The sequence below is a fragment of the Oceanobacillus sp. FSL W7-1293 genome (assembly GCF_037969815.1).
Classification (GTDB): Bacteria; Bacillota; Bacilli; order Bacillales; family Amphibacillaceae; genus Oceanobacillus; species Oceanobacillus oncorhynchi.
The window spans coordinates 2,099,087-2,117,031 of record NZ_CP150212.1 but is presented as its reverse complement, the minus strand read 5'-3'; the positions used below and the strand labels follow the sequence as shown (position 1 = coordinate 2,117,031).

Genomic DNA, 17,945 nt, shown 5'->3' with positions numbered 1-17,945 from the left:
AGTTTCCGGTACCTTGTTAGAAAATTATTTATTCACTTTATACCAATCCGCCTTCTCCATATGAACAAAAGGAATATCTGTATCAACCGTTCCTGTAACTTCTGAAACAGGAAAATCATCTCCGTTCAACCAAGATCCAAAATCAAATTTCACCGGCTGCTGATCACCGCCAAGGGCAATCCATGCTTCTAATTTCGATGGAAAATACGCAGTAGTATGTATTGTCCCTGCCCACTGCCCGTATAATTTAGAAAACACACCATTCTCTGTTCCATTTAAAAGCTGAAAAGCTTCCTTCCCATGAAGAAGATTGGCTGAGCTGCTTTCCATAATTTCCAGTCGTCTTTTCGAATCCTTCAAATAATGACGGTTTTCCTTCTTCAGTATTTGAAAATGATTCGTGCATGATGCTCCAGTCCTTACCTCTACATTTCTTGGAGAAGCCTCAACAATCGTTGATTCCGAATGATCTTTATCAAACAATACATAACTAAATGATCCCCGATGCGGAATTTGTTTTAGCAACGAAACAGCTTCTTCGATATTAGCGCATGTTTCTAAAATCATTCTTCCAATCATATGACAGACAAATCCATCTTTCGGGCGTTTACGATGCATAAAGGTATATCCCATTGCTAACCCCTTTTCGTTCATTCCGTCACAACGTCCCGTTACTTTCTGCGTAACTCCTATAACTGCGTATCCTGTATCCGTTGGCTGGAATACAGAATAAAAGCCATCGTATGTTTTGGGATGATAATCATAATTTCTGATCATATAATCTGCTCCTGTTATAATGGAACATCCGGAACGGTTCAATTTGACCCGATACCCTCCAAATTCAAGCAGTACTCTCTCCATCGGCCATTCAAGCGCATCAGCAAAACCTGATAATTCCTCCCATATTGCCGGTGCTGTTTCTTGAAAAATCCTTTTTGTTTCTTTGATATCAATAGAAAATAAAGGCGTTCTGACCTTCCATTGATTTGCACGATTCTTTACTAAGATATGGTTTTTCAATAAAGTACCTTGATGATAGCCAAATTCATAATGTGTTCCCCGAAATTGAACAACACTCGATGAAATTTTTTTCAAGTTAATTCCTCCTCCCGCAGCAGCTGCTCATAAACTGAATTTATATTCAGTTAAATTTTCTTTACCTTTTAAACAAAGATAAGCTGTGCTTACTCACTTCATCAAGACTGTGTCAGCACCATAAATCTAAAGACCTTTGGACCAAAACTGGACTTAAGCAGCATTATTTACATTAAAATAAATCCCCATTAGTTAATCGATAACTATTTATACGCTAAGTGTACAAAGAATAAGCCCGAAAGGAAATGATTCTGCTTAGTGTATCATCATCCAGATTAATTCTATCCAGTTAAATGCAGGGCTTCTGCTACCCCCTGTTGACAGGATTTCCAGATTCCTTCTCCAAAAAATTCCATACCTTTCTTTATATATGATTAACCTATTTTGGATGAAAACAAAAATAATAGTAATCTGTCTACACCGACTTTTCACCAAAGAATATATTGGTTGAGAACACTGCTTTTGTAGATATTTTTACGCAGATGATTCCATTTGAAATAGCTATCTTTTATGAAAGGAGAATCATAATGTCCCAACCGAATATCCCAAACTTTACACCTAATATAACTTTAACAAGGGATGATGCAATCAATTTATTATTAGCTTCCATTGCTATGGAAGAACTAGGGCTTTCACATATTATTAATGCGGAGGGCGAAAAAATACAATATGCCTTGGGTACCCTCCCTGGCCTGACAACACCTGCAACATTACCTGAAATATTAGAAGTAAATGAAGCAGTTCAAGATATGCTTGCGACAGCTATGAAAAAAGAACTACTATTGGATAATAAATTAAAGCAAGTAACTAGTATTATTCCTGACGGGGACTTAGGGCCGACTGGACCGACGGGGCCTGCCGGACCGACAGGCGCTACTGGGCCGACGGGCGCTACGGGCGCTGTCGGTGCCACTGGACCTACAGGTGCTACCGGACCGGCGGGGGCCACTGGACCAGCGGGTGCTACCGGACCTGTCGGTGCCACTGGACCGGCAGGCGCTACCGGGCCTATCGGTGCTACTGGACCAGCGGGCGCTACGGGCGCTGTCGGTGCTACTGGACCGACGGGCGCTACGGGCGCTATCGGTGCTACTGGACCAGCGGGCGCTACGGGCGCTGTCGGTGCTACTGGACCGGCGGGCGCTACGGGCGCTGTCGGTGCTACTGGACCGGCAGGTGCTACCGGACCTGCAGGCACTACTGGGCCGACGGGCGCTGTCGGTGCCACTGGACCGGCGGGCGCTACGGGCGCTGTCGGTGCCACTGGACCTACAGGTGCTACCGGGCCTATCGGTGCTACGGGCGCTGTCGGTGCCACTGGACCGGCGGGCGCTACGGGCGCTGTCGGTGCCACTGGACCGGCAGGCGCTACCGGACCTATCGGTGCCACTGGACCTGTCGGTGCTACGGGCGCTGTCGGTGCCACTGGACCGGCAGGCGCTACCGGACCTATCGGTGCCACTGGACCTGTCGGTGCTACCGGACCAGCGGGCGCTACTGGACCGGCGGGCGCTACGGGCGCTGTCGGTGCTACTGGACCGGCAGGTGCTACCGGGCCTATCGGTGCTACTGGACCGGCGGGCGCTACGGGCGCTGTCGGTGCTACTGGACCGGCAGGTGCTACCGGGCCTATCGGTGCTACTGGACCGGCGGGCGCTACCGGACCAGCGGGCGCTACTGGACCGGCGGGCGCTACGGGCGCTGTCGGTGCTACTGGACCGGCAGGTGCTACCGGACCTGTCGGTGCCACTGGACCTACAGGTGCTACCGGACCTGTCGGTGCCACTGGACCTACAGGTGCTACCGGACCGGCATTCGCAGAAAACGGATTTTCTGCATTTCAAGGAACAATGACTGTAACTGGATCCGAACAATTAATTAGCTGGTCGACGCTGCCACCTTATTATCCAAACCCTAACTTTGATGCATTAGATGGAATATTTACCGTACCTGAAACAGGCCGTTATTCCATTAACGCAACAATCAACTATCAAACGACCGCCGCACTTACTGTTTCCCTTGGAGGGGGAATAAACCCAGCTTTTGCGGTTCAACGAATTACGCCGAACCCAACACCATTAATCACCGGTCTATTCCCTGTATTGAACGTAAACGTTGCCCTGCTCCTCACCTTAAGAGCTGTATTAGGAAACGGAACCGTAACTTTAGCAGGAGAAGTCGAACTGAATGCCGGGGACCAGATTGGTTTATTCTATATAGCTGATGGTTTAACCATCGGTTTAAATCTCGGCGGCGGCGACCAGCAAGGTATCGTCTGGTCTATTAACCAGATCGCCTGACCCATCTAATCTGGGGTGCATACGCACTCCAGATTTCCTATTACATATTAAAGCTGTCATCATATTTTATAAAATAAGCTTGCAATCGGACCCAAAAAATAAGCTGATATGGTTTCTGTAAAGCTCTATTCTTTACAAATAAAAAGGATAGACGCTGCCTATCCTTTTAAGATTTAATTTTATTTATTTTCATCTATAGGGTCTTGCCCGTTTTGGATTCTAACAGTATTTGTTAATGAAAGATCACCTGGAAAATACTCATTTTCAGTGTCGGGATTAAATTTAGCATCTAATTCGTAGAAGATATATTTCAATTGGAAAAGTGTATCTTCATCTCCTTCTTCATTAAACTCGTCAATTAATTCTAATACTTCATTTATTGATTCTTTATCGTATTCACTTTCAAAATCATAATTTTCTTTTATCCATTCAAATTCTGCTTTACCTACTAATAATTCCCCTTCATATTGTTCTGGATTTTTATGATTAGCTATAACCCTTGAATTAAGATTTATATGGTAATTATTAATATAACCTTTAACCTCGTCATCGGTCATTCCTTTAATGTCGTAATATCTTTCTGGCGGAATATATTTTGACAGGTACATTTCTTCCTCTGTTAAATTATCGCCATCATTATGTCTGTATTCTTCAAGTTTATCTATTAACTCCTCAACTTCTTCGTCTGTCATTGCTTCCAATTTTTCTCTTGCTTCAATCATACGCTGCCGTTCTTCTATATCTGGTGCCTGTTTTTCTTCTTTATTTTCTAATTCTCTTTGTTGTGCGTCTTTTTCATCTGCTTGAGCTACTTGATTATTACTTTCCAAGAAAACAAAAACTCCAGTAATCAAAGCAACCGCTATCACAAATGTAATAATGAATTTCTTTTTCAGCACCCTTTTCCCCCTATATTATAAGTGCTATATTCACCCTACCATGGTAAATAATAGCTGTAAATAATCGCAAAAGTCTAACATCGCTATGACTTTCATTATGTATTGGCTTGTCATTTAGCCTTTAAAAACATGACTTCTGCTAACAATAAACTACTTTTAAGTGACAAATTAACAGAACAAGAATTCTTATTTGTAGTGAATCAAATCATCCTTTTTTGTCTGAGTATTGTTTTGATAATAAGAAATATGCATGTGAAAATAATCGGTACGAGAGCAAATATAACAATGTAACTTAAAAAGATTAACCAATCGCCCTCGGAAGTAATAAATGGTTCCGGATCTGCTAAATTTAATCCCTTTCCTTTTCTTCTAAGAAGTTGACTAAAAAAATATACTAATACATCAAAATATAAATCCCCTTATTTTATCTCTAATGACTAATATCTTCATAAAATTATTTACCTTGTTCAACACAACCCATAATTTTATTATAAAAGGCTAAGCTAATTGTTCTAAACATAGTTTATTCATCTTCATTTTCAATAGATCGAACATCAATCCCATTGAAAATATCTTCTTCATAAATATCATGCAGCCAAAATTCTTTCGCGTTTTCAACAATTACGTTCATATCAAGGGATTGACTTATTCTTTCATCTTGAATTTTGTTGTAACCTTCTTCATCAATCACTGCTTCATAAACCTTCATTACTTCTTCCTCAACAGGAGCATTAATTACAAAGTGAACTTCATTTACATTACTTTTTGCAAATTCATTGAACTTGTTGTTTACTAAATCAATTAAAATCAAGTGCGGAAGCGCCAAGCCTTTAGCTGAGTCTGCAAATTTCTCATTGAGTGTGATTTCTACATCTATCTTGTTTTGACCTTCTTTTTCTCCAGTGTTAACTTTTTCAGCATTATCAATTTTATCAACTAATAATTCTTGTCCGAAATCAGCATCTATATATTCGATAGAAGCCTTTAAATAGTCCGACGCAGCATTTTCCCGGGCATCTTCCCTAGCGTTTTCTCCAAAATCTTCTGGCAAAAGACTTTCCTCTTGTTCGTTTTCAGCTTCTAATGATTTATCAGAGCTCATCTCCTCATTTGTCTGATCTGATGATGCCCCTTCTTCATCAGAATGTGTTTCTGAACATGCAGACATAATTAATACTGATATGAAAGCTAACAATAATAAGAAAGTTTTTTTTATTACCAATTTCCTCCTTAAATTTATATCTCCAAGCATAATACCATACACTTATTTACATTGAAACAGGCACCGTTTTTTATTACTTACTTTTTCTATTATCAACTCTTCATCTTTTTTGAATCTTTTCTATGAACCTCATAGAACAAATAATTTAAGCATCCGTTTATAAGATAAGGTGTTTCTTTCCTGGTAATCACAAACAAATATTTCAGTTAGAAAACCATTATCAAACATATTATCTTGTAATTATTTCAAATTAATAAGATTTGCTTGCCCCATTTTAGGATAGCATTTAAAAGCATCCAATCCCATTACATTTAACCATAGACCATTACCCATTTATGGAACGACCTAAATGATACATTCATACGATAATTGTACGCTGATAGATAAATGTCTAAAGATTAAGGAGGAACTGATTTGTCGCAAGCAAATATCCCAAATATCACACCTGAAATTTCCATTGATCGTGATGATGTCATTAATTTATTACTAGCTTCTATTGCTTTGGAAGAGCTTGGTCTAGCGCACATCATCAATGCAGAAGGTGAAAAAATCCAATACGCATTAGGCACTTTACCCACTTCTCCTGAAGCAATTTTGGAATTAGATGACTTGATTGATATAAATGAAAGTGTCCAATCAACATTGGAAACGGTATTAAAGAAAGAATTATTACTGCAAACGAAACTTAAAAATATTATCGATATCATTGAATAAAAGAAGTACCAGCTTCTTAAAATGGAAGCTGTTATAAATCAATTGTTTACTATTCATTTAAAGAATGAATATGTTTTCTATATCAGAAAGCTAACATACAGGGGGACGCGATTTATTTGATTATCCCCGTCTATTTAGAGACTTGAGAATAACAGGAGGAAGACCTATGTCCATGCCAAACATTCCAAACATCACCCCTATTGTCTCACTAAAGCGCTGTGAAACCATCGATTTGTTACTATCTTCCATTGCTTTAGAAGAAATAGGATTATCTCATATTTTGAATGCAGAAGGTGAAAAGCTTCAAGCATTCTTAAAAGACCCGCATCATTGTTTGCAAGACTATTTAAAAATGAACGACAGTGTCAATAAAACCCTGCGTACAATCGTAAAATCACAAATGCTTCTTCAATTCAAACTGGAAGATGTTGCCGCTCTGGATGAAAATTGTGACTGTAAATGCAAAGATAAAAAATCGAAATCCAAACATCGGGGCTGTAAGAACAATTTCTATGAAGAACTAGGTTACCAGCCTTCAACGGATTGTGACTGCGAGTATTGCCGAGAAAACAAACCTTGCTCTGATAAATAAAAAAGGAGGCAGAGCATAATGCATGAGGATTTAACATTAGAAGAAAAATGGGGTGAATGGGAAGTAAACTATATAACCTATACACACATTTTTTTATATTTTCTTACGGACTATTTTTATGACTATTTTTTTTATGATAAAAAAGTATCTATTACAGAGGAAGAACAAATGGAAAAAAAACTCCTAATTTCCCTTTCCTCTCTCGAAAAACTTCATTATCATTTTTTTCAGCAAAAAGAGTTGCTTGAAGAGCTTGATTATTATCCCGATGAATCTTTGTTTGAACATGAAGATAGTTCAAAAGAGAACTTCAAAGAAGATATTCACGAGCAGATACTTGAATTAAAAAGACAAATCCAACAGCATCCTTTTTCCTTAGATACGCATAAAAAGCACTGTTTAGAAAGCTTAAATCTATTATTAAGCTATTACCCGAGAATTACAATTATCAATAGCTCTTCTCCCCAGCGGCCTTGGCTGTCACAACAAGTGCGTGATGAAGATTTCTTAGAATCAACTTAACCAATCAGGAGGAAATCAAGTGGAAACAGAACCAACGATTACCTTATGTATGATTGTCAAAAATGAAGAGGCGTTTCTTGAAAAATGTTTATCCAGCGTACAGAACCTCGCAGATGAAATGATTATTATGGATACGGGTTCTACCGATGATTCCATGAATATCGCTCGAAAATATCATGCGAAGGTTTATGATTACGAATGGGATGATCATTTTGCTAATGCCAGAAATGAAGGAATAGCAAAAGCAGCAAAGGATTGGATTTTGTGGATAGACGCAGATGAATGTTTAGATATACAGGATCTCCAAGCCTTTAAGAAAGCACTGTCTCATATAGAGGCAAATATACTTTCCCTGCCGATAACAAATTTCACCAGTGACCGTACGGATTCTGAGGATTATACATCCTATATCCATTACCAGCCCCGGCTATTTCGTAATCATCAAGGCATACAGTTTATCAACCGGATTCACGAAACATTAGATGCAGAACCGGAGAAGATGACAACAGATATATTAGATCTGCCTATCCTGCATTACGGCTATATTCATGAGATTACTGAAAAGAAAAATAAATCAGCCCGCAATAAAAGAATTCTGGAATTAGAGGCTGCGAAAGAAACCCACAGTCCTTGGGTCGAATACCACCTCGCCAGTGAATATTATCGTGACAAAGCATATAATCAGGCATTTGAATATGTCAATCAATCTATTCTCAAATTTTTATTAGAAGGACAAAAACCCCCTTCGATTCTTTACAAATTAAAGTATGACATATTAGTTCAAACCAATAGCCTTGATCAGGCATTATCAGGTATTGAGAAAGTACTTCTCCTGTATCCGGATTACGTCGATTTGCATTTTTACAAAGGACTTATTCTATTTCAAGAGGCGGATTACCAAGCTGCCAAAACGTGCTTTGAAAAATGTCTGGAACTAGGAGAAAATCATCCGAACTATTTGATTTTAAAAGGTGTGGGGAGCTTTCGGGCAGAACACTATAAACGCATTTGCACAGAGAAATTAAACACTTCAGATGAGAAATAGGAGGCTGAAAATGAAACATGTTTTGTATATTGGCTGGATTGGCTACAATAATTTAGGCGACGAATTAATGTTTGAATGCTTTAAAGAACAATTTTTTCAGCTTGGTGATGACTACAAGCTTGATCTCGTAAATAATGAAAAACGCTACCTCGACAATGCCTCGCTTCAAGCTTATGATTTGATTGTCCTTGGCGGCGGTTCTATTTTAAGCGGAGCCGGCCACCCAATCCAGCCTTATATTATTGATGCCCTATATGAAGCCGTGAAATTAAATAAAAAAATAATGATTTGGGGATCAGGAATTGATTGGGTTCCTAAATCGTATCTAACAGATGGTCAAAACATTGATTTTCTTAAAACGAATGGACGGAAGTCATTTCATGAAAAGTTAAATACCGTCTTCCGTGAAAGCTCTTGGAGCGGTGTCAGAGGTCCTTTGACAAAACAAATCCTGCAGCAGGCAGGAGTAAAAAAAGAGGTTGTCATCAGCGGAGATCCAGCCTTTCTACTGCAAAATGAAACAGACAAAGGCCAGTTCCCAGATCCATTTCATCCCGATGATAAAGTAATTGGAGTAAACTGGGGTACTTCCTTCCATAATATTTACGGTAGAAATGAAATTACTTTAGAAGACCAGTTTGCAGACGCTTTAAATCAGCTGATTGCTGACGGTTATAAAATTTACTTTTATATCATGTGGCATGCTGATTTAGAACATACCAAACGTTTAGCTGCTAAATTAAGCGATAAAGCCTCTTGGCAGATAGATGATACCGTTTATCCAGCAGCTGCTTTCATGTCTTTAATGACACATTTTGATTTCACCATTAATTTTAAATTACATGCGAATTACCTGTCCCTTGCCGCAGGGGTTCCATTTATCGCTTTGGGCTACCGCTTCAAAATATTTGATTTTGTCCGTTCTGTCCAATTAGAGAAAATGGCTATCGCAACGGATGATGCAAATCTCGTTCCTCAGATTATTTCGTTGGAGAAAAGTATTTCAAACAACCGTGCCGATATTATAGAAACGATGGATAAACAACGGCAGGCTTACCGTTTAAAGCTGATAGAACCCTTTGAGCAAGGCTTGTATATGTAAGCATTTCCTAAAGGATGCGATGATAATGAAAAAAATAAAGCTGTTATTTATGACGCGTGATGATCATTCTTACACCGTTCCTGCATCTTATTATTTTATTCAGGAGCTGCAAAAAATAGCGGATTTATATGTATCTCATCAATCTGGCGACATCGGGCAAATTCTTGACTCTATCCCTTTCGAACCGGATTTTATCTATTTTAATGACTATCTTGAAAATGGCTCGCCAATTGTAACTGGCCTTAAAGATTTGCATTTGCCTTTTGCAGTCGGGTTACACGACTTACATTTTCAAAAGCCTCTAAGAAAGGCAATGATTGAAAAAGAGAATATTCAGCATGTATTCACTTTTTATCGTGATAAATTCAAGCAGTGGTACCCTGAATTTGCCTCACGCATGCATTGGCTTCCACATCACGCACATGCTGCCATCTATCAAGACTATCAATTGGAAAAAGATAAGAATATTCTATTAACCGGTTCAGTGCTGGAAGATTTTTATCCGCTTCGTGCCACCATACAGATGAGGCTAAAAAATAGATCTGATTTTGTCCACTACCCTCATCCGGGCTATCGAAAGATTCAGGAAGGTGAAAAAAATGTTTTTGTCGGGAAAAATTATGCTAAAGCGCTGAATCGTTCCAAAATTGTTTTGACCTGCGACTCTGTGTTCAAATACCCTTTAATGAAATATTTCGAAATTACCGCCTGCAATGCGTTGCTGTTAGCCAGTTATTCCAAGGAATTAGGTGATTTAGGTTTTATACCCGGCGTGAACTTTGTCGCAATCGACGAGCTCTGCTTTGAAGAGAAAATCGATTATTACCTGCATCATGATGAGGAAAGAAATCAAATCGCTCATAATGGCATGATGTTAACAAAAGAACGGCATACAACTAAAAAACGTGCTGAGCAATTTTTAACAGAGGTAGAATCTATTTTAAAACAATCATCTTCCTGACATTACTCAGAACAGGATGAATCGAAGGATAAATACAGAGAGCAAAAGAACTCTCCGGTTTATCCTGCGTGACCGGCTTACAGACAAGTCCTTTTATTCATCCGCTCCCTGCTTATTTCTTACATAATTCCTTCCCCAGCAGGTTATATATACATCCTTTTTCTTCAATCAAACATATCTTGTTAAAGCAAAAGAAATCTTTATCCTAAACAAAAGGCAGGTCGAATGATTATGGAGCAGAAAAAGCTCTTAATGTGTTACGGAAAAACATCCTTCACTCCCGGGCGATACTTGGAGGATGCTTTTCGAAATATCGGGTTAAAAGTGGATACCTATACATCGTTTATTGATTTTTCTAAAATTCCTCTCGAAGAATACATTGCTGTTTTATTCGTTGAAAGCCCTTCTATGCCCCCGGTCAGAGTAAAGCAGATAAACCTTGTGGACATCCCGAAAATGTTTTGGATTCATCATGGAGAGAACCGGCTTACGACAAACAAAGCGCTAGTCCATCGTTACCAGCCGGATCTTATATTGATGGCACATTCGTTACATTTAGCAAAGCATTTCCCTGCACCGGTCAAATTCTTCCCATTTGCGATGGCAAAGGATATTTTTAATGATGATACACTGCTTCAAAACAGACCCGTTGATATTACATCGGTCGGAACATTAGATCCTGTCTTATATCAAAAACGGATACGAGCTGTTCAAAAAATGAAAGAAGCGTTCCATGAAACTTATCGATTATCCTTTCATAAACGGGTTTTCTTACATGATTTGGCGAAAACGTATGGTGAATCAAAGCTTGTCGTTAATCACGCAGCGGATACCATAAAGAGCCTGAATATGCGTATTTTTGAAGGAATCGGCTGCGGTTCACTCATGCTAACTGATAAAGTTCCTAAACTGGATACACTGCTTGAAGACGGGAAGCATTTCGTTCTCTTTGATTCCCATCAGGATCTTCTGGAAAAAATCGAATATTATTTAACCCATGTCGATGAAGCACAAATCATTGCCTCTTCCGGCTATCACCATCTCCTGAATCACCATACCTACGAGCATCGCGCTAAAATGTTATTAAACTGGATTGAAACAGAATGAACAGCCATAATGGAAAGCAAACTGCCAGTTCACGAATAAATCAAGTGAACCGGCAGTTTTTTGATATTTTCATAAAAAATGTTCCAACGCTTATAATACCTTTTCAGTAAATATTTTTTCAATCTGTGTACCATATAATTTTTGCTTTTTCCCGTATTCATTCATTATTTTGTCTGCTTCTTGCATGGTTTCATCTGCCAGCTTCACCAGTTTTTTATCAAGCTGTTCCTCGCTGGTTGGCAGCACCAGATGCTCTAAGCCTATGGAGGAGAAGAAATCAAACACCTTAAACCGATAACCCAAAGCCACAGCAGGCACCCCGGCAGTCAGAGAAAGTACATTTGGATGAAGCTTAAAATTAATCGTTACAGAACAGACGGACAGCTTCTTCATTAACTCCTGCTCTGTATATCGTTTCTTTTCAAACAGTACATTCTCCGGACTGTCTATTAATTTATCCAACCGTTGACATGCTGGAAAATCCTCTGTCCATACCGCGTAGATGAAAATTTTATACCCTTTAGCTGTCCAATGCTTTGCTGCTTCTGCCAACTGTTTTTCGACATCTTTTTCCTTATTGCCATATAAATTGTTCATGGTTGTTCCCCAATTGATGCCAATCCACTTTTCATTTTTAACAGCAGCATGATTCCATTCTAATAATAATCCAGGGTCTCCGATAACTGGTATATCCGATACTCCAGTTAATGTTTCCACAACCTTCTTCGTATAAGGTCCCCTGACACCGACAAAATCAGCTTGCAAAAGCACTTCTTTCAGCTGGGCTATCTCTTCTCCCTTAAACCGTTGGATTACAGGTGTCTTTTTACCATCCCGCATCGCGTACAGTACAGATTCTGGAATACGGTCGATGCCGCTTCCCCAAATACATACCTTCTTTTTCATTTTTATTGCTCGGTACAAAAGCTTGATATAGGTCGGTGCAATTAAAGAGCCTCCCCCTAAAACAATGGTATCATAGCGCTCTAAGTGCTGGATGTTTACTCCAGGAAAAGAGGGGACAATTGTTATTTGTCCGGCAGGGAAGTGCCTCTCTGCTCTATCTCGAAATAAGTTCCATAATAGATCGTCTCCCAGATTCCGATAGCCAATCCAGCCAATGTATAATACTTTTTTGCTCATGGTGTACACACCTTTTTTTAGATTTCACACCACCCATTTCGTATTATTTCTTTCTCTGCTTTCTTAAATTTATTTTTGTTGTTTAACTGTGCTTTTCCTTATATTCCTTAAAGAACGTTTCATTGTATAACACTTGGCTATCATTTGGCCGGTAGTATTTTGCTTTTTGATTATGCACCTCCGCTAATTCCTTCTCCCCTATCTGCCAATAACAGACACAAAGCTGGAGATGCGGATACCACGTCGCATAGCTCTGCTGCTGAAATCCTTGATAATCATCTGTCTCGACTTCTACCGCAAGCCGGTACCAGATAATTGCTTTTCGGAATAAATTTCGCCCCTTATATAAATCACCAATTCGGCAGGAAACCTCAGGCCTCGGAATATCATAGGAAATAGAGAGCACAAGCGCCTCTATTTCTTTTTCTGCATTTCCGAGCATCCGGTAACACACAGCCATATTGATACAGGCACGAATCTCATCTTCCACCCAGCCTTTTTTTGTTGCTAAAAACTCCCGATAATAAATAACCGATTTTTGATACAATCCATGATCTTTTAATTCATTTGCATAATAAAATAAATCTCTCGGACTAAATGCTTCCCCTTTTTCCAATCTTTTTTCATAAATTTTTAAATTACGGTCGTTTATTGTGTTCGCAGCGGATTTATCTTCCTTCCGATGTGTTACAGCAATATCGGATGAAATAACATTTCCATGTACCTCTAAATATTCATGAACCGGACCGATCCATTTGAAGTTCCGGTCCCGTTTTACCAGACGATTCCTTCGATAACTAAAGGTCGGATTGCCAAACTCATCAAAGGCAATATGATACAGCATCGAAACAGCATCCACGGATTCATCCAGCTCTTCCTTCAGCTTTTTAAATTTTATCTGATCAGCTTCCTGCAACACATCGTCTGCATCCAGCCATAATATATAAGGTAAGGCTGCTTGCTTGAAGGCAAAGTTTCTGGCAGCTGAAAAGTCATCGATCCATTTAAAGTCAATTACTTTATCTGTGTACTCCCCCGCAATTTCTTTCGTTTTGTCTGTTGAACCGGTATCGACAATGATGATTTCCTCACAAAGGTCATTTACACTGTCCAAACATTGCCGCAGCATCTCTTCTTCATTTTTTACAATCATACAAAGGCTTACTTTTATCATATATATCTACACCACCAATACACAAGATATAATAATATATGTTGAGAAGCAGTTATCGGAAACGGAGAATAGAAAAATGGTTGTATGGACCTTTTTAGTTTAAATATCCAATCGAAAAGAAGACTGCGGAGGCCTCTGTAATTACTCGCAGGGGATAAAATTAGAATGGCTTCATATATATAATACGAAACCTCATTCGACGGGAGTTTTTGCTTTTCTTCCACTGAATGATTAGCTGAGTGATTCAGGGAGTTAGCGTCCGTTATCTTCCATCTAAATAAATAGAAATCTTGTAAAAGAACGGAGGCTTTTGATTGAAGGATATCACCGCAATTCTCATTCTTTATTCTGAAGGAGCAGCCATTCAGAAAGCGTTAGCATCTTTAAAAAGGATCGAGTCCAGATTGCATGCTGTGATGGTTCTCCATGAACAAAACGTATCTTTAACTGAAATGCTGGATTTTACTTCTATGAAGCAAGCCCAATCGATTATATACAAAGAGAATGATCCCGGGAAAACATTGAATGAGGTGATTCAAAATATTACCAGCCCCTATGTATTATTTCTACATGATACAGATTACCTTTCTCCTGCTATTCAGGAAAATTCTCTCTGCCTTTCCCCATCCGAGTTATTTTTAACAACCAGCTTCCAGAATCGAAACCGTGTAATTCATCGGCCATTTCTAGTGTCTGCTCCTTTTCTTAAAAACCAGCAATTTCTATTAAACACCCAGCTGCCGTTTAAGGAGGCTCTTTTGCCAGCCTGGCTTGCTGATAAATCGAGTTTAAAAGGACGCTATGAAGAAGGCCTGGTGCTGCAGTCAAGAAGAAGCAATTCAACCAGCACATTAGAAAAACAAAAATTCATAGAGAAGTACCAGCTGAATAAAATCCAAACAGCAAATCCAAGTCTATCTGTCATCCTTTCCAATTATAATATGGAAAATCATGCAGAAACGGCAGTTGTCTCCTGCCTGCTTCAAAATGAATTGCCGGAACAGATACTAATTATGGATGACGGCTCAACAGACAATTCCTATCATCGGCTCAAACGATGGCACGACGGACAGCTGGTGAAACTTTTTGAAAAAAAGAACGAGGGAAAAGCTGTCGCTCTCAACCATTTATTACCTCACGTGACATCCGATTTCATCTTAGAACTTGATGCAGATGATTGGCTGGATCCGGACGCTGTTTCCAGTATAAAAAAACGTCTGGCAACTCTCTCTGAAAATGTATCCGTATTATATGGAAACCTTCGAAAGTGGAAGCAGCTGGCGGGAGATGTTCTTTTTAAAGGAATAGCAAAGGGAAGGCATATCCATGGAAGAGCTGACCTTCTTTCCTATCGATTCCCTCTCGGACCAAGGATATACCGCACTTCTGCTTTAAAAAGAATTGGAGGATTTCCTGTGATAACATTTAAAGAAGGAAAGCTTTATGAGGATGTGAGCGTATTAAATCAATTGATTCAGAGCGCTCGTTTTCAGTATCATGATTTTACGGTATATAATGTACGGGAGCATAAGGAAAGCATAACCAGAACCAGCCGTTCAGACTGGAATGAATTTTTGAGATTGCTGAAATAACAATGCCTTCAAAAATGCAGGTGCTTCTCTGAGCGCCTGCATTTTTGAAATACTCCTTACTAATCTATCCCTTCCTCCTTCAAAATCTCAGCTATTTTTTTCACATCCACCACGAGGTTTTTGATAACTTCATGCTCTGTGGAGACGGGATTGGCATTCCTGCACTTCAAAAAACGATAATCCAAATCCAGGTATTGTCCAATTTTTATAAATTCGTCTGATGTAGCTGTAAATAATTGAATGATTTTTGTCCGCGGCTGACAAAACATAAGGTTTGCAAGTCCGGCACCGTTTGGACTTATGATTACGTCGGCCGAGGAAAAGAGAGCAATTTGCTCCTCTACCGTCAACGTACTCAATACAATTTTTTTGAATCCTTTTCTAGTCAAAAGCTCCAAAAGCTTTCCTTCATTGGCAACCTTTCTCCACGAAGCATCCTCCCGGCTGATATAGATTCGCTTTTCGGGATTTCCAGGGCGATAGGAATCCTTCTTCAATAATGCGCTTCGGAGAAATTCAATTGTCCATTTCACACAAGTTCCTGCATTGAATGGCACAGATGGCAAAATCAGCTGTTCTGCTTTCACATGCGTTCCCGGTGTAAGCTGTAAGATTTTTTCCTCTGGAATGCCGAGTATTCGGATGGTCTCCCGCTGAAATGGCAATGTCAGAGGAGGAAGCACATATTTATCTATCTTAACTCCGCTGAGCTGCAGTAAATGATAGCGTCCCAGCGTATCATGCAGCCAATGCCAGTAATTGTTATGGCCGGCCCAAGCTAAAACCCCCAATGTTCCCTCATAAGGGGAAGCGGAAGGAATGGAGTTAACTGCAATCTTCTCAAAATAATTCCAATATAAATGAAAAACCATATCGTGAAAGTACGTGTTGTCAGGGGCCAGTGTATAAACCATGCCCTCCCCTTTGTCGCACATCCATACACTTCCATTTTTTATCTTTGAAACATAAGCTTTGTCAAACTTATGACGCTCTCCAAACATTGGCGGCTTTACCCAGTCGACCCATTCTGGCGAGTCTCCTTTTGGTAGCGTATAGGTTACGGTTTCATCTGTATAGAATTCCTTGTAAACATCATGTATATTCTCTTTTGGCGTTGTTTTTTCCAGCCAATCCTTTGTATGAATAGATAAATCTGCCATATATACATCCCCTCTTTTTCAATTAACAACCTTGCCTATGCCCTATTTTTTCACATTTCGCAGCGTACTCCATAATATGTAGAAAAGTATTTAAAAGTGTTGAACAATCGTCCAGCTGTTACCAATTGGACCATTGCGTGGGTAATAGAAACAGGAGGAATATAAACATGATAAACGTAACCGTAACCGGTGCAGGCGGATTTATTGGCAAGAATCTGGTTGATAGATTACAGAGGGAAAAAGGTGTTTCTCTCAAGCAATATCATCATGGGGACGACCTGTCACTGCTGCATGCGTATTTAAACGATTCGGATATCATCTATCATTTGGCGGGAGTGAACAGACCCCAAAATAGCGATGCGTTTGCTAGTGTTAATAGAGGATTGACCGAATCCATTGTCAGCTATTTAAAAAAACATCATAAAACACCGAAAATAATTTTTACCTCATCCATTCAAGCAGAGGGGAATACACCTTATGGTTTGAGTAAAAAAGCTGCAGAAGAAGTGCTTCAAAATTATCGTATAGAGACTGGTGCAGATGTGTGCATTTACCGTTTGCCAGGTGTCTTCGGCAAATGGTGCAGGCCGCATTATAACTCGGTGGTCGCTACCTTCTGTCATGAAATTTCCCATGATAAAGAGATTGAAATCCATGACGCTGATAAAAAGCTTGACCTCGTATATATTGATGATGTCATAGACAGTTTTATAGATTGCCTTAATCAGAAAAAACAGGATAAGCTGCTCTATAACCATATTAACCAGACCTTCCAAACGACGGTAGGTGAGCTCGCTCAAAAGCTTTATGAAATAAAGAACGTACGAGAATCTCTGATTATCCCTGACCTGTCTGATACATTCACAAAATACCTTTATACGACCTATCTGTCTTATTTAGAAGCGGATAACTTATCCTATGCATTACCTGCCCACCGGGACGAGAGAGGGAGTTTAGTTGAATTAATCAAATCACAGCAGGCCGGGCAGGTTTTTATATCAACATCACGTCAGGGTGTTACAAGAGGAAACCATTATCACCATACAAAAGTAGAAAAATTTTGTGTTATTAAAGGAGAAGCACGCATTAAATTAAGGAAGATTGATTCGGACAACCAGCTCACCTATCAGGTTACAGGTCAAAATATTGAAATAGTAGACATCCCTCCAGGGTATACTCATTCCATTGAAAACATAACGGAAGAAGAAATAATTGTTTTGTTTTGGGCCAATGAAATATTTGATCCGGAGAACCCGGATACAATCTCATTAGATGTTCAGCCAAATAAAACGGATGAACAGAAAGGATGATAACCTC

Annotated in this window: 16 protein-coding genes; 10 read left to right on the top strand and 6 right to left on the bottom strand. The window is 39.5% G+C overall.

Going from position 1 to position 17,945, the window contains the following annotated elements; translation table 11 throughout:
• Nucleotides 1–24 precede the first annotated feature (24 nt).
• Nucleotides 25–1,095 (bottom strand): C45 family peptidase, encoded by a 1,071-nt coding sequence (locus tag MKY65_RS10440; RefSeq protein WP_339184578.1) that lies wholly within the window; start codon nucleotides 1,093–1,095, stop codon nucleotides 25–27.
• A gap of 527 nt (nucleotides 1,096–1,622) precedes the next feature.
• On the opposite strand from MKY65_RS10440, the gene MKY65_RS10435 reads away from it, so the two are divergent.
• Nucleotides 1,623–3,395 (top strand): collagen-like protein, encoded by a 1,773-nt coding sequence (locus MKY65_RS10435; protein ID WP_339184576.1) that lies wholly within the window; start codon nucleotides 1,623–1,625, stop codon nucleotides 3,393–3,395.
• A 179-nt stretch (nucleotides 3,396–3,574) separates the two neighbouring features.
• Here the strand turns inward: MKY65_RS10435 and MKY65_RS10430 are convergent, their stop codons facing one another.
• The gene (locus MKY65_RS10430; protein WP_339184574.1) at nucleotides 3,575–4,294 is read right to left on the bottom strand and encodes a hypothetical protein; all 720 of its coding nucleotides are present in this window, start codon (nucleotides 4,292–4,294) and stop codon (nucleotides 3,575–3,577) included.
• A gap of 523 nt (nucleotides 4,295–4,817) precedes the next feature.
• Nucleotides 4,818–5,516: a hypothetical protein gene (locus MKY65_RS10425; protein ID WP_339184572.1), complete on the bottom strand. Its 699-nt coding sequence runs from the start codon at nucleotides 5,514–5,516 to the stop codon at nucleotides 4,818–4,820.
• Between the two features lie 414 nt (nucleotides 5,517–5,930).
• Between MKY65_RS10425 and MKY65_RS10420 the strand changes: the two genes are divergently transcribed.
• From MKY65_RS10420 to MKY65_RS10390, 7 genes are all read left to right on the top strand, one after another.
• A complete protein-coding gene (locus MKY65_RS10420) occupies nucleotides 5,931–6,230 on the top strand; it encodes a hypothetical protein (protein WP_339184569.1) in 300 nt (99 codons plus the stop codon).
• Between the two features lie 166 nt (nucleotides 6,231–6,396).
• Entirely contained in the window at nucleotides 6,397–6,822 is a 426-nt protein-coding gene (locus MKY65_RS10415) for a hypothetical protein (protein ID WP_339184568.1), read from the top strand.
• An 18-nt stretch (nucleotides 6,823–6,840) separates the two neighbouring features.
• The gene (locus tag MKY65_RS10410; RefSeq protein WP_339184567.1) at nucleotides 6,841–7,344 is read left to right on the top strand and encodes a hypothetical protein; all 504 of its coding nucleotides are present in this window, start codon (nucleotides 6,841–6,843) and stop codon (nucleotides 7,342–7,344) included.
• A gap of 19 nt (nucleotides 7,345–7,363) precedes the next feature.
• The gene (locus tag MKY65_RS10405) at nucleotides 7,364–8,389 is read left to right on the top strand and encodes a glycosyltransferase (RefSeq protein WP_339184564.1); all 1,026 of its coding nucleotides are present in this window, start codon (nucleotides 7,364–7,366) and stop codon (nucleotides 8,387–8,389) included.
• 10 nt (nucleotides 8,390–8,399) lie between these two features.
• A complete protein-coding gene (locus MKY65_RS10400; protein ID WP_339184561.1) occupies nucleotides 8,400–9,491 on the top strand; it encodes a polysaccharide pyruvyl transferase family protein in 1,092 nt (363 codons plus the stop codon).
• A 25-nt stretch (nucleotides 9,492–9,516) separates the two neighbouring features.
• Nucleotides 9,517–10,452: a glycosyltransferase gene (locus tag MKY65_RS10395; RefSeq protein ID WP_339184559.1), complete on the top strand. Its 936-nt coding sequence runs from the start codon at nucleotides 9,517–9,519 to the stop codon at nucleotides 10,450–10,452.
• A gap of 231 nt (nucleotides 10,453–10,683) precedes the next feature.
• Nucleotides 10,684–11,559, top strand: a complete 876-nt coding sequence (locus MKY65_RS10390; RefSeq protein WP_339184557.1) for a glycosyltransferase — start codon at nucleotides 10,684–10,686, stop codon at nucleotides 11,557–11,559.
• Between the two features lie 90 nt (nucleotides 11,560–11,649).
• On the opposite strand, the gene MKY65_RS10385 is transcribed toward MKY65_RS10390, so the two are convergent.
• Together MKY65_RS10385 and MKY65_RS10380 are read right to left on the bottom strand one after the other, a co-directional pair.
• Nucleotides 11,650–12,702: a polysaccharide pyruvyl transferase family protein gene (locus MKY65_RS10385; RefSeq protein WP_339184555.1), complete on the bottom strand. Its 1,053-nt coding sequence runs from the start codon at nucleotides 12,700–12,702 to the stop codon at nucleotides 11,650–11,652.
• Between the two features lie 82 nt (nucleotides 12,703–12,784).
• Nucleotides 12,785–13,876, bottom strand: a complete 1,092-nt coding sequence (locus MKY65_RS10380; RefSeq protein WP_339184554.1) for a glycosyltransferase family 2 protein — start codon at nucleotides 13,874–13,876, stop codon at nucleotides 12,785–12,787.
• Between the two features lie 314 nt (nucleotides 13,877–14,190).
• On the opposite strand from MKY65_RS10380, the gene MKY65_RS10375 reads away from it, so the two are divergent.
• Nucleotides 14,191–15,468: a glycosyltransferase family A protein gene (locus MKY65_RS10375; protein ID WP_339184553.1), complete on the top strand. Its 1,278-nt coding sequence runs from the start codon at nucleotides 14,191–14,193 to the stop codon at nucleotides 15,466–15,468.
• 59 nt (nucleotides 15,469–15,527) lie between these two features.
• Here the strand turns inward: MKY65_RS10375 and MKY65_RS10370 are convergent, their stop codons facing one another.
• The gene (locus MKY65_RS10370; protein ID WP_339184551.1) at nucleotides 15,528–16,628 is read right to left on the bottom strand and encodes a glycosyltransferase family 61 protein; all 1,101 of its coding nucleotides are present in this window, start codon (nucleotides 16,626–16,628) and stop codon (nucleotides 15,528–15,530) included.
• 167 nt (nucleotides 16,629–16,795) lie between these two features.
• Between MKY65_RS10370 and MKY65_RS10365 the strand changes: the two genes are divergently transcribed.
• Nucleotides 16,796–17,938, top strand: a complete 1,143-nt coding sequence (locus MKY65_RS10365; protein WP_339184549.1) for an NAD-dependent epimerase/dehydratase family protein — start codon at nucleotides 16,796–16,798, stop codon at nucleotides 17,936–17,938.
• Nucleotides 17,939–17,945: the final 7 nt, after the last annotated feature.

What these genes read in the sequence shown, in the direction of transcription:
- MKY65_RS10415 (WP_339184568.1), top strand. Translation starts at nt 6,397, where the DNA reads ATGTCCATGCCAAACATTCCAAACATCACCCCTATTGTCTCACTAAAG.
- MKY65_RS10395 (WP_339184559.1), top strand. Translation starts at nt 9,517, where the DNA reads ATGAAAAAAATAAAGCTGTTATTTATGACGCGTGATGATCATTCTTAC.
- MKY65_RS10435 (WP_339184576.1), top strand. Translation starts at nt 1,623, where the DNA reads ATGTCCCAACCGAATATCCCAAACTTTACACCTAATATAACTTTAACA.
- MKY65_RS10380 (WP_339184554.1), bottom strand. Translation starts at nt 13,876, where the DNA reads ATGATAAAAGTAAGCCTTTGTATGATTGTAAAAAATGAAGAAGAGATG.
- MKY65_RS10385 (WP_339184555.1), bottom strand. Translation starts at nt 12,702, where the DNA reads ATGAGCAAAAAAGTATTATACATTGGCTGGATTGGCTATCGGAATCTG.
- MKY65_RS10390 (WP_339184557.1), top strand. Translation starts at nt 10,684, where the DNA reads ATGGAGCAGAAAAAGCTCTTAATGTGTTACGGAAAAACATCCTTCACT.
- MKY65_RS10365 (WP_339184549.1), top strand. Translation starts at nt 16,796, where the DNA reads ATGATAAACGTAACCGTAACCGGTGCAGGCGGATTTATTGGCAAGAAT.
- MKY65_RS10370 (WP_339184551.1), bottom strand. Translation starts at nt 16,628, where the DNA reads ATGGCAGATTTATCTATTCATACAAAGGATTGGCTGGAAAAAACAACG.
- MKY65_RS10400 (WP_339184561.1), top strand. Translation starts at nt 8,400, where the DNA reads ATGAAACATGTTTTGTATATTGGCTGGATTGGCTACAATAATTTAGGC.
- MKY65_RS10410 (WP_339184567.1), top strand. Translation starts at nt 6,841, where the DNA reads ATGCATGAGGATTTAACATTAGAAGAAAAATGGGGTGAATGGGAAGTA.